Here is a 12,310-nt window from a genome sequence, read left to right on the forward strand (position 1 = left end):
TTCTTGCTCATGGTAAACTCCTAATGAGTATGTATAGTTTACCAAGTTAAACCCTCCTGTTTTTTAAGCACACATCATTCTTCCCCGCCCAAACGTGCGACGAAATCAGTAATCCGTAAAGCAGTTGGAAGAATTTCTGCAACACGCTGCAATACCTGATCACCTGTTTCATGTCCAAAGGTATCATTCACCTTTTTAAAGAAATCGATATCCATTAATAGCACTGCATAAATCTGTTGTGTACGCGACATTTGACTAAATAGATAGGATAAATAATCATTGAAAGCACGGCGATTATGTAAGCCCGTGAGTGCGTCATAACGCGCAATATGAGCTAACTCGACATTGGCAACTTGTAGTTCGTGCGTACGTTCTGCAACTTTTTGCTCAAGTGTGGCATTGGCATCTTGAAGTTGATGCTTCTGAGTAAGCAAGGTATTGGTCATGCTTTGCAACGATTGAGATAAGCCTTGAATTTCACGAATACTGGTTTGAGCTTCAAATTGAATATCTTCTTGCCCTTTTTCTACTGCATGCGCTGAATCTGCTAATAATTCAATCGGACGGCTGAACTTATTCGCCAATTTATAAGTAAGTAGCAACAGCAATAATGACAAAATAAAGCCCAAAGCTAATATTTTATGTTGCAGTGATTTCACTTCTGCTAAAGCAATCGAAATAGGCTGACGAATAATCACGTGCCAACCTAAATTGCTCTTAGTTTGCGAAAGCACAGGGACATCTGTAGTTAAATACTGTTGTTTTTCATTCCAATTATGCAAAAAATGATGTCCACGATTTGCCTGAAATGCAGGAGGCTGAACTTGTCCAATGCTTTTAAAGGGATATAGAATTTCACCATGCTGATTGACAATAAATACCTCAATACCTCGTTGTGCAGCATTTTCTGACAATGAACTGCTTAATACATGACTCGCCCAACTCCAATCTGCATGTGCAGCCAAAACGCCTTTAATTTTCTGTGTCGATGGATCATAAATTGGCGTAGCGAAATCAATAAAACGTAATGGTTCATTAGGATTAATCGCTTTAATTTTCTTGGCCAGTAAAACAGCTTTATGTACATCGCCTAGATAGACTTGATTTACACCATGAATAAACCACGGGCGTTCTGAAACATCTGCCCCTTCTAGTAAATGATTAGCTGCAACGACCACTTGCCCCTGAGTATTGGCAATCCCTAACCAAGCATAATATTTATAAGACTTTTTTGACTTGCTCAAGTTGTTGCTGTACTCGCGGGTTATGAAAATCAGCTTCAGCAAAAAATGGAGATTGGCTTAATAACACCATTTCTCGCTCACGTTCTGTAAGCGAGTTTGCCAAGGTATTGCTGATACTTTTCGCTGCAATATATAAGGTCTGACCGCTGGTTTGACTCATTTGCGCCGAAGCAGTCTTACCAATATATAAAGTAATACATAGTCCAAACATAAAAGACATCCCTGCGAACAGGACCAGTAGTCGATTACGAAAGGAATCTATGCGAAATATATTCATTTGCATCCTAATAGCAAATCACTTTTTAAACTCAGCAATATATCAAAGATCTTTTATGAATTATTAAGTCAAAGTAACGAATGTACTTGGAAAAATACTAAATCCGATGAGAATAGACTCAAGTTCTATTACTCAAGCTTAAGCTGTAATTTTCGGTTGCAATAACGCATTCATATTTAAAAATTTAGTTCTCAAAGTATAATAAATGGTGCTATTTTTAAGCAAAATGCACCACTTTTCACCAAAATTACAATTTACTTTCTAAATTGGTGCGTTTTTTGCATTATATTTTTTATCAAATTGAGTTGTTCAACGACAGCTTAAGTTTTTAGATTTACTAAATCTATTTTGGTGCAAAAAACGAATCAAATGTTTGCATCGAAATTAAATTTAGCACTTTTTTTGAGCACCACTATGCAAAACGTAGATCTATTTTTCTTACTGCTTGGTGCAGTACTCGTATTGGCAATGCATGCAGGTTTTGCATTTCTTGAGCTTGGTACAGTCCGCCACAAAAACCAAGTTAATGCGCTCAGTAAAATTCTGACCGATTTTGCGATTTCAGCAATCGCTTATTTCTTTGTCGGTTACTGGATTGCATACGGACAAAACTTTTTCCATGCAGGAAGCACTTTAGCGGCTGACCATGGGTATAACCTAATGCGTTGCTTTTTCTTACTCACCTTCGCAGCAGCGATTCCAGCAATTATTTCTGGCGGCATCGCAGAACGCGCCAAAATGCGTTCACAAGCAATCGCCACTTTAATTCTGATTGCTTTAATCTATCCTTTCTTCGAAGGCATGATTTGGAATGGTAACTACGGCTTTCAAAAATGGTTAGAAAGCTCTTTTGGCGCAAGCTTCCATGACTTTGCAGGCTCAGTCGTTGTGCATGCTATGGGCGGTTGGATTGCATTAGCAGCAGTGATTTTACTTGGCGCGCGTCATGGTCGTTATAAGCATGATGGTCGTGTGAGTGCACATCCACCTTCATCGATCCCATTTCTTGCTTTAGGCTCATGGATTTTAATTGTCGGTTGGTTTGGCTTTAATGTCATGAGCGCACAACGCGTTGATGCTATTTCAGGGTTGGTTGCGATTAACTCTCTTATGGCAATGGTTGGTGGTACATTGTCAGCAAACTTCATGGGTAAAGATGACCCTGGTTTCTTACATAATGGCCCTCTCGCAGGTTTGGTCGCAATCTGTGCAGGCTCCGATATTGTGCACCCAATTGGTGCACTTGTAATTGGTGGTGCTGCGGGTGCTTTGTTTGTGTATTTATTCACTTATACACAAAATAAACTTAAAGTAGATGATGTTTTGGGTGTATGGCCTTTACATGGTGTATGTGGTGCATTTGGTGGGATTGCGGCAGGCATATTTGGTCTACAAGCATTAGGTGGTTTAGGAGGTGTCTCTATCATTTCTCAAATCATTGGAACAGTTTTAGGCATTGTGATTGCGCTTGCTGGTGGTTTCACCGTTTATGGCATATTGAAAGTTACGATGGGAATTCGCCTTTCTCAAGAAGATGAATATCGTGGTGCAGATCTTTCAATTCATAAAATTTCAGCAAATTCAGAAGAATCAATGTTCTAAAAATAATTTTTTAAAGCGGCTATTCAGCCGCTTTTTTTATGAACATTTTAAGAGGCAATTAAGTTTCAAATTATTAAATAACAAAACTATCATTCTGTCGAATTGCATGCTCTATGATTTTAAAAACACGTTTTTTCTTAATCGCAAGTTTCTTATTATTTGTGAGTTTTTTTATCCTCTTATTCGTGTTTCCAGTCGGCGGAGCAATAGATCTATATTTGATTCAACCATGGGTAGGAACTTTTGGCGATTTTGCTTTGAAAGGCGATTGGTATCTTGCAAAGCTTAATCATACTTATGTCAAAAAAGTTTTAACTATTGTCTATGTAAGCTTTTTCTTACTGTGGATCGCTTCTTTTAAAATAGAAAAATTCAAAGCGAAACGTTGGCAGTATGGCTATATGTTTTGGGTCAGTATGTTATGTACATGCATTATTGGTCTAATGAAAGCACAAGCTGCTCATGCTTGCCCATGGGATATGACCCATAAGACTGTCACAGGTTTTATTTGGGATTTTTCAGCAACCGCTGGACATTGTTTTCCAGGTGGTCATGCTAGTACAGGTTTTGGCTTAGTTACAGGCTATTTTCTTTACCGCCTCGATCAGCGTAAAAGAGCTTGGTTTTATTTATTTGCAGGTGTATTACTTGGCTTCGCAATGGGCTGGGCACAAATGATGCGTGGTGCACATTTCCTTAGTCATAATTTATGGACAGCTTGGATTTGCTTTGCTATCAATGTTGTGATTTATATGATCACCTATAAACGTCATTTAGCTCATGCAGCAGCTAATTCTGTAACGCAAATGAGTCCTGATATGGTAAAGTGATGCCCTACTCGCATGGCTTCATGCATGATCATGATATTCACTTAGGTACAGTTTGCTGCTGATGGATGACTTTCAAAATTTCTTAGAAACTACTTTAACTAAGCAACAATCTTCTATTCAAGCCTACGATCTAGGTTCTCAAAAAGTATGGTTAAAGAAAGCATCTGAACGTCACGGTTTATGGCTGTACACCCCATTGAAGTGGTTAGCAAAAATATTTAATTTAGGTGCAATTACTCCTGTTCCTAATCAAGGTGGTTCTGCTGCAATTCAATGTGAATACCATCGGATTCAAACACTCAAATCTTTAGGTGTTTCTACATCGAATGTCCTTGCAGTTTCAAAAAAAGGAATTTTGCTTGAAGACATCGGATCACAACATCAAAGTAGCGTCTCACAACTGGATCAAGCATTGGCTTGCCAAAAAGATATTGATTCAAAATCCTTATTATTTAGCCAATCAATTCAAGCCATTCAGTATATTCATTCTAAACAAGGCTATTTAAGCGAAGCATTCGCTCGCAACATTCTCGTCGATCAAAATAACCGATTTAGTTTTATTGATTTTGAAACTGACCCGCATGAAGTCCTGAGTCTACATGATTGTTTTGTTCGCGACTGGTTGCTATTTATTTTTTCTACAGCCTATCATTTCGAATTTGAACAATTATCCGATGCTAGTCAAATTCTTTATCAAGCCCTCCTTGCTGAACCGCAAGTTTATAGTGATATATGTAAAGTTGGAAAACGCTTAAAATGGGTTCTGAATTTTAATATTAGCAAAGTGGGTAATGATGGCAAACGTATTCAGAAATGTGTTTTGTTTTTACGTTGCTTAAAAGAGCATTCTAAAACAATCACTTAACTCATTTGATAATTCAATCAATCAAATCAACGATAGCTAAACTTAAAGCTTTTTAGGTAAGCGAACCAAAACTGATAAACCACCTAAATCAAGACTTCGAGATAAAACTAGGCTTCCACCCAGTCGCTGCGTGGCTTTATCGACAATTGAAAGTCCTAGACCACTGCCCACTTCTAAATGATGGTGCACTCGATAAAAACGTTTTAGAACTTTATCGTATTGTTCAGCATCAATACCGACACCGCTATCTTCGATTTGAATACAAGCAAAATCGTCACTGTCACTGTAAACCGAAATATTAATAATACCTTGATCTGGCGTGTACTTAATCGCGTTATCAATCAGATTAAAAATAATTGAATGAACAGTTGATTCAAGACTTTGCATTTCAATCAAATCGTTACGTTCAAAACCTAAGTCAATTTCTTTTTGCATTGCAAGATTAACAAGCTGTTCGACACAATTGAGTGCGACATCATTCAAACGAAAGTGAGTATTTGGTTCGATTAAACTTAATCCAACATCTTGTTTTGCTAAAGCTAAAAGCTGCGTCACCAAATGCTGAATACGTGCCAAGCCTTTACTCAAATTTTGCAATGCTTCATGTTCAGGAAATTGACTAATCAGAATCTTGGTCTGTAAATTGAGTGCAGTGACGGGTGTTCGTAATTCATGTGCAGCATCTGCTATAAACTGCTTTTGTTCGGTTTGAGCATGTTGAATTCGTTCAAATAAATGATTCATCTCCTCAATAGTGGGGATCAACTCTTGAGGATAATCATTGCCATCAATGGGCGCTAAACCATCTGAATCACGTCGCCTTAATTCTGTTTTGAAATCGTCGAGAGGTTTTAAACTCAAACGAATGATAAAAGCTAAAACCAAAATTGCAAAAGGCAATAAAATAATATAGGGAACAAACATACTCCCTGCCAATTCCCAAGCAAATGATTGGCGAACATCTTCCTGCTGACTAACTTGTATTTGATAGTCTTTTAAAGGAATGACATAGACACGCCATTTGCCTTGTGGCGTTTCTTGGCTATAAAAACCCGCTTGTTTTACAGGCGGAATGAGTAAGTGTGTTTGATGCCATAAATGACTTTGATCTTTATAAGCCCAAATATCAACCAGCAAATCTTCTTCGTGATATGTGCGATGCAATTCAACTTTACTCACAACAGTTGTTAATGGCTGAGCAGTCGAACGCTCAGCCATATATTGCATTTGTGTATCAAGAATCTCATCAACTTCATGTAAAGCTGTTTTATAAGCTGTAAAAATTAATAAACATCCAAGCAGCAAACTAAAGACCGAGGTTCCCCAAATCAGTCTTTTTTTCAGTGAGTATTGCTTAGATATTTTCATAAATATTTATGATTGTCCTAGTCGGTAACCCAAACCACGGATAGTTCGAATAAAATCTTTACCTAGTTTTGCACGTAAGTGATGTACATAAACCTCTATGGTATTACTGGTCACCTCACTATCAAAATCATAAAGCTTATCTTCAAGATTTGCTTTGGAGAAGATTTTATTTGGATGGCTTACAAGCGGAATTAAAATTGCCCATTCACGGTTTGATAACTCAATCTGTTGTCCTTTGAAGGTCGCCAAATGCTGCTCGACATCAAGAACCAAATCACCATTTTTCAATAACTGCGATTGATTTTTAAGTTGTGCTGTTTCTGCATGACCTCGACGTAATAATGCATTAATTCGTGCCAATAATTCATCGAACTCATAAGGTTTAATTAGGTAATCATCCGCACCTTGATTCAATCCATCGACACGGTTTTGCAGTTGATCTCTGGCTGAAATGATTAATACTGGAAGTGCACTACGCTGACGGATTTGTCTCAATACCTGCATACCATCCATCATAGGCAAACCCAAATCAAGCAAAACCAAATCAAAATGATGCTTTGCTAATAAGGATAGCCCATCTACGCCATTATTGACCCACTCTACCTCGAATTGATGGTAGCGCAACAGAGTCAATGTTGACTCTGCAATCATAAAATCATCTTCGATCATCAAGATTTTGGTCATGACTTTATCTCACCTTATGGGTTAGAACATGTCGCTAACATGTCATTTTTAGGGTCAATCACCTTAGTTTTGACATCAAGTAAACTTAACATCGTTGGAAACAAATTGTCTTGACTCAATTCACTCTTATTTTGCTTCGCTAAACATTTCATTTGTTCTGGAGCTTGTTTTTTCCAAAGATCAGAGAACCACATAAACATTGGAACATGGGTTTGTTGAGTCGGGGCAATTGCATATGGCGCTCCATGTAAATACATGCCACTTTCACCTGTTGATTCACCGTGATCCGATAAATACCACAAGCCTGCTTTGTGCTGTGTTTGACCTTTTAACGTTTCAATCAATGAGTCCAAAACATAATCCGTATAAAGCAAGGTATTATCATAACTATTCACAAGTGAATCACGCGAACAACCTTGAATCGCATTGGTATCACAGGTTGGTTTAAAAACTTTAAATTCTGCTGGAATACGTTTGTAATAGGCTGGACCATGACTACCCATTTGATGTAGTACCACTAAGCGTGGACGCGTATCATCTTTAGGAATTGTTGCAAGATAAGCTTTCAGGCTATCAATTAAAATATCATCAAAACACTCTTCATCTTTACACCATTTCTTTTGAATTGGCTCTGGAATCTTAAATTGCTCAACTCGATCACAAGTTCCCTTACAACCAGAATTATTATCAATCCATGTCACTTGATAACCTGCACGTTTTGCAATATCCAGTAGACCTTCACGATGGCTTGCAAGTCGTTCATCATATTCTTTACGTGGCATACCTGAGAACATGCATGGTACGGAAACAGCTGTCGCTGTACCACAAGAACTCACTTGAGCAAAATTAATTAAATCCTGTTTCGCAAGCTTCGGATTGGTATTCTTAGCGTAACCATTCAAAGAAAAGTTTTCTGCACGTGCCGTCTCACCCACCACTAAAACCATCAATTTAGGTAAAGCAGCAACATTCGCTTTCTGCATTGAAGCATCTTCACCATAAGTCACTAACGGTAAATTTTCTTTAGGTGCTTTCTTCTTATAATATGAAGCAAATGAAGCAATCATATTTTGCGGTGAGATCATTCCCTTCAAATCACGGTGTTCACGGAATATCGCTGCAAAATCAACGTAAAAAACAAACAATAATCCACCAACCAAAGCCAATGAAACAATTGAAGCAATCACTTTTTTTACAATTTGACGCAGCATTGGTTCAGGCTTTAACTTCACCATCAAAATTGCAATGATGGGAAGTACTGTCATTCCTAATGTCCATACAACTAAATGCCAAGACCATGTATCACGTGCTTCAGCAACATCAGTTTGCATTAAATTTTGCACTTGCTCTGATGTAATTAAAACACCAAGCGTATTCACAGCATATGAAGCAAAGCCACCAATAAAAACTAAAACAATCGCTATTGGTTTTGCTGTCCATTTCCAGTTAAAAAGCTGAAAAATAAAATGATAAGCTGCAACAACGACTATAACGGATGCTGCGACAAACATTCCCGCTTTTATCCCAGTATAGGGCGTAAGCGATTGGATTTTTTCATAAAAAGCAAAGTTAAGAAAAATACCTAACCATATTGCAAGCAATAGATTAAATGCAAACAAGGATATCGATTTGGTCTTGAGTTTCTGTAGGAACATGATCTTCACAGTCTGAAAATAGATTTCTTAACTTGCTTAAGATAAGAATAAAAACTTAAAAATGACTTAAACTAAATAATTGAGAGTTAACAAAACAATGGATCTATATCTAGACATCAAAGTATATTTCAAAATAATTCATTTTAAAACAATGAATTCCATTTACTTTCCATCTAAAATTTATCTTAGTTTTATTATCGAAAATCATTTTATTCAGTTAAATGATTATATTACAACATAATAAAATAGAAATAAAAAAACACCCCCTAAGTAAAACTTAGGGGGTGTTTTTAGATACAAGATATTAGAATTTAAATTCTAAACCTAATCCTGCTACAGGTTGCTTATCTTTTTTGTCCGCTTGTTCAAGCGTTAGATAACCTGCGTAACCGTATGTTTTAACTTGTTTGCTAAATGCATAGTCAGCACCAGCAATCACTTGTTTGGCTTTAAAATCTGCCGTGTTGTTTTTAAAACTCGTATCATTTTGGCTATATTGACCTTTCACCGTCCAATTTTTTGCTTGCGGAATATTATATTCAGCACCAATTAACCAACCTTGAGCATCATCGATATTATCTGTTGATGCACCGTTACCATTTCCATCAGACTTTTCAACTTCAGATGTTTGGAAAAGTGCTTTTAATGCTAAGCCTTCAACAGGACTTAAACGACCAATTGCACGTACAGTATTCGCTGCAGCTAATGTTGCAGCTGCAGCAGGAGCTGTGCCTAATTTTGGTTCAGCAGCATTTAAAAAGCCACGCCCTAAGAAGTTACTTGGAATTGCTTTGTCATAACCAATACCCGCTACTAATAATGGATTTTCATAAGTAACAGATGCAGACCATGCATCACCTAAGCCACGACCAGCAACTTTAGCACCACCACTTGTCGCTTTGATGCCAGATGATTCACCCGTAGCAAGTAATGCGTTAAATTTAAATGCACCATGTAGTAATTTAACGGCTGGAGATTCATAAATCACCGTATTATCAATACGGTTTTCGCCAGTGAAAATACCACCAATATCAGCTTTATTCCCTACATAGTTATTGAATGTATCAACGACACTTGATAATTGCTTTACAGGCGTATCATGCTTACCAATCTTAACTGTACCTAATTGGCTGTCTTTTAAACCAATAAAACGGTTACGTTGGCTCCAATCAGTGGTATCGCCATCAGCACTTAAACCCCATTCTGCAGCATATACAGCGCTTAAACGATCAGTGAGTTTTTCATCGCCTTTAATCCCAATGAACGAACTATTTGAGCTAATTTCCCAAACATCTTTATTTCCAATCGTTGCATTTTTTTCTGGTAAATAATCAACACTGGCATCAATCTCACCATAGATTGTTGGTGCTGCGAATGTTGAAGTTGCGATTAAACCAAGCACTGCTGCTGTTACAATTTTGATTTTCATTGTTTACATCCTAGCTAAATTTGTAACAAATCCTACACATTAACTTTATATGACAAAACGATTAAAATCTTATTTATTTATTCTATTTTCGACTAAAGTTTAATTTTTACACACATCAATTACATTTTATGAATTTTATAAAAAATGGTTTTTTATTAATAAATTTCAATAAATTAAATAATATTATTAAAAACACTATTCTATAAGAAATACTTATACGCAATCACGAGACTTTGAGTTAAAACAATAAACTTTGCGAATGAAGCAATATAAAAACTATCCTTTATATTTCAAAATTAAGAAATATTAAAAGAAATTTGTAATAAAAATTTGTTTTCATCTTGTATTTTCTTTCCAATAGAACATCGGGAATAGACACAAAATAGCAACCATACAAATCAAACATAAGTAACGATAATACCCAATCGCATCAGCCAAAATTCCACTTCCTAAGTAGAGTAAACCACTCATCGTAGCCATAATCGATACCTGAAAAGTAAAATCTGTACCTGCAAATGCTTTGCGACTGTACTGCATAATCAAAGTTAAGATGACCACTAATAACATTGCTGAACAAGCATCCTCAAATGCATTGACGATATATAACCAAAATGGCGTAATCTGCTGATTAGTTTCATAGCCATAAGCAATGCCCGTATAAGCAACTAAACTGATAATCTTCAGAATTGAGAAAGTAATTAAGCATTGTATTCTGGAAAAATGTTTCAATAAAAGCCCTGCAACACCTGCTCCCACCAGCGCTGCCATAGCACCAAATATGGTGATAAAAACACCTATTTGGGTGTAATTTAGACCCATATCTACCATCAAAGGTTTTAATACTGGTCCTGCCAAACCATCAGCAACTTTAAAACTCAATAAGACCATCAACCACGTTTTTAACTCTTGAGAAGATGTAAAATACGTAAGATATTTTTTAATTGATTGGCTAAATGAAATCGAAGAAGTTGTCTGCGCGCTATTTGTAAAATCATGCCTAGGCTCTCGATAAAACAAAATAGGTAGGGTATTCAAAAAGACCAACATGGCTAAAATAAGAAATGTCTTTTGCCAATTTAACCAATCTAAACACCAAAGCACTGCTCCACCACCAACAATAAATCCTAAGCGTGAACCAATCACTTGAAAAGTATTACCCCAATGCTGTTGATCCTGTTTGAGTAAATTGACAGCTAAAGCATCTGTGGCAATATCTTGTGTCGCACCAGTAAAATTCATCAAAAAAAGTAAGACAAAGAAAATAAATAAATAACTGGGTTGATCAAGTGCTTGAATAGGGAAAAATGACAAAATAACCAAAATAAAAACACTGGATAATTGCGTTGGAATAATCCAGCTACGGTAATGCCCTAAACGAGAGAGTGCAAAACGGTCAACATAGGTTGCCCAAAAGATTTTGATCGACCAAGGCAGCATCAGTAAACCAAAACCACCGATGTGTGCTAAAGAGACACCTTGTGCCCTTAAAATTACGGGTAAGGCATGGGTCATGAAACCTACAGGTAATCCCTGTGCCCAATATAAAGAAAACAATAAAATGTAAATCTGTCGAAGATTAAGCATTTACAGTTTTCCAGAGTAACAAAAGAGAGAACTCAAGTATCCAATCCTTTCATTGATCTGGCAATAAAATCTTAGTTTTTGCCAATGCTAGACCACTCATGAGCGTTTAACATAAGTTGTAGTTGTCATCGTATTTACAGATTTATGCCACAATATTTTCCTGACTTACCTCCGTTAGTTCCGCAACGTGGAACGGCTTTCAGTCGTACTTTGTGTAGAAAACTGTTTTTAGGACAAGGTTGGACTGTGGTTGGAGAAATTCCAAACTTACCCAAAGCAGTTGCTATTATTTCTCCACACACTTCAAATATTGATGGTTGGTATGGTTTCTTGGCAATTGGAGGGCTCGGTTTAAAAATTACAGTTTTGGGAAAAGATACTTTATTTAAACCACCTTTTAAGTCAATTTTAGATTGGGCAGGACTCATTCCTGTTCACCGTGATAGTACCAATGGTCTGACTGAACAAGTGGTCGCGACTATTCACAAATATGACAAAATTTGGGTTGGCATGGCGCCCGAGGGAACACGAAAAAAAGCTGAAAAAATAAAAAGTGGCTTTTATCATATAGCTCATGCAGCAGCAATACCCATTGTGATGTTTGCTTTCGATTATGATCACAAAACCATTTACAGCTTAGGAGCATTTACACCAACAGGTCACTATCAAAATGACCTTGAACAGATTATGCAGCGTTATGTTGGTCATTTTTCTCCAAAGAATCCTGCTTGGCTGGCAGAACCATTACAAAAACTAGTGAAAAAGGACTAGA

General features: G+C 36.9%; 9 protein-coding genes and 1 pseudogene. 4 read left to right on the plus strand and 6 right to left on the minus strand.

The features are described 5' to 3' along the window. Positions 1-77 precede the first annotated feature (77 nt). A pseudogene (locus tag NO346_RS07505) lies at positions 78-1,521 on the minus strand (diguanylate cyclase domain-containing protein); the annotation flags it as partial. 414 nt (positions 1,522-1,935) lie between these two features. Between NO346_RS07505 and NO346_RS07515 the strand changes: the two are divergent. The 3 genes from NO346_RS07515 to NO346_RS07525 all read left to right on the plus strand — a co-directional run bounded on the left by NO346_RS07515 (position 1,936) and on the right by NO346_RS07525 (position 4,818). Further along, positions 1,936-3,123 (plus strand): ammonium transporter, encoded by a 1,188-nt coding sequence (locus NO346_RS07515; RefSeq protein ID WP_005161858.1) that lies wholly within the window; start codon positions 1,936-1,938, stop codon positions 3,121-3,123. A gap of 113 nt (positions 3,124-3,236) precedes the next feature. Then, positions 3,237-3,953: a phosphatase PAP2 family protein gene (locus NO346_RS07520; protein WP_256414771.1), complete on the plus strand. Its 717-nt coding sequence runs from the start codon at positions 3,237-3,239 to the stop codon at positions 3,951-3,953. Between the two features lie 61 nt (positions 3,954-4,014). Beyond that, complete coding sequence (locus NO346_RS07525) at positions 4,015-4,818, plus strand: serine/threonine protein kinase (protein ID WP_256414772.1); 804 nt, start codon at positions 4,015-4,017, stop codon at positions 4,816-4,818. Positions 4,819-4,860: 42 nt separating this feature from the next. Here the strand turns inward: NO346_RS07525 and NO346_RS07530 are convergent, their stop codons facing one another. From NO346_RS07530 to NO346_RS07550, 5 genes are all read right to left on the minus strand, one after another. After that, positions 4,861-6,186 (minus strand): ATP-binding protein, encoded by a 1,326-nt coding sequence (locus NO346_RS07530; RefSeq protein WP_256414773.1) that lies wholly within the window; start codon positions 6,184-6,186, stop codon positions 4,861-4,863. A gap of 6 nt (positions 6,187-6,192) precedes the next feature. Further along, the gene (locus tag NO346_RS07535; RefSeq protein WP_087546552.1) at positions 6,193-6,870 is read right to left on the minus strand and encodes a response regulator transcription factor; all 678 of its coding nucleotides are present in this window, start codon (positions 6,868-6,870) and stop codon (positions 6,193-6,195) included. Positions 6,871-6,884: 14 nt separating this feature from the next. Next, positions 6,885-8,525: a phosphoethanolamine transferase gene (locus NO346_RS07540; RefSeq protein WP_087546551.1), complete on the minus strand. Its 1,641-nt coding sequence runs from the start codon at positions 8,523-8,525 to the stop codon at positions 6,885-6,887. Positions 8,526-8,829: 304 nt separating this feature from the next. Beyond that, positions 8,830-9,954, minus strand: a complete 1,125-nt coding sequence (locus tag NO346_RS07545; RefSeq protein WP_256414774.1) for a porin — start codon at positions 9,952-9,954, stop codon at positions 8,830-8,832. A 336-nt stretch (positions 9,955-10,290) separates the two neighbouring features. Continuing rightward, the gene (locus NO346_RS07550) at positions 10,291-11,538 is read right to left on the minus strand and encodes an MFS transporter (protein ID WP_256414775.1); all 1,248 of its coding nucleotides are present in this window, start codon (positions 11,536-11,538) and stop codon (positions 10,291-10,293) included. A 144-nt stretch (positions 11,539-11,682) separates the two neighbouring features. Between NO346_RS07550 and NO346_RS07555 the strand changes: the two genes are divergently transcribed. After that, the gene (locus NO346_RS07555) at positions 11,683-12,309 is read left to right on the plus strand and encodes a 1-acyl-sn-glycerol-3-phosphate acyltransferase (RefSeq protein WP_256414776.1); all 627 of its coding nucleotides are present in this window, start codon (positions 11,683-11,685) and stop codon (positions 12,307-12,309) included. The last annotated feature ends 1 nt before the right edge of the window (position 12,310 follow it).

The organism is Acinetobacter sp. 5862 (assembly GCF_024494585.1).
Lineage (GTDB): Bacteria > Pseudomonadota > Gammaproteobacteria > Pseudomonadales > Moraxellaceae > Acinetobacter.

Coding starts and splice junctions, on each gene's coding strand:
- NO346_RS07515 (WP_005161858.1), top strand. CDS start 1,936: ATGCAAAACGTAGATCTATTTTTCTTACTGCTTGGTGCAGTACTCGTA.
- NO346_RS07520 (WP_256414771.1), top strand. CDS start 3,237: ATGATTTTAAAAACACGTTTTTTCTTAATCGCAAGTTTCTTATTATTT.
- NO346_RS07525 (WP_256414772.1), top strand. CDS start 4,015: ATGGATGACTTTCAAAATTTCTTAGAAACTACTTTAACTAAGCAACAA.
- NO346_RS07530 (WP_256414773.1), bottom strand. CDS start 6,186: ATGAAAATATCTAAGCAATACTCACTGAAAAAAAGACTGATTTGGGGA.
- NO346_RS07535 (WP_087546552.1), bottom strand. CDS start 6,870: ATGACCAAAATCTTGATGATCGAAGATGATTTTATGATTGCAGAGTCA.
- NO346_RS07540 (WP_087546551.1), bottom strand. CDS start 8,525: ATGTTCCTACAGAAACTCAAGACCAAATCGATATCCTTGTTTGCATTT.
- NO346_RS07545 (WP_256414774.1), bottom strand. CDS start 9,954: ATGAAAATCAAAATTGTAACAGCAGCAGTGCTTGGTTTAATCGCAACT.
- NO346_RS07550 (WP_256414775.1), bottom strand. CDS start 11,538: ATGCTTAATCTTCGACAGATTTACATTTTATTGTTTTCTTTATATTGG.
- NO346_RS07555 (WP_256414776.1), top strand. CDS start 11,683: ATGCCACAATATTTTCCTGACTTACCTCCGTTAGTTCCGCAACGTGGA.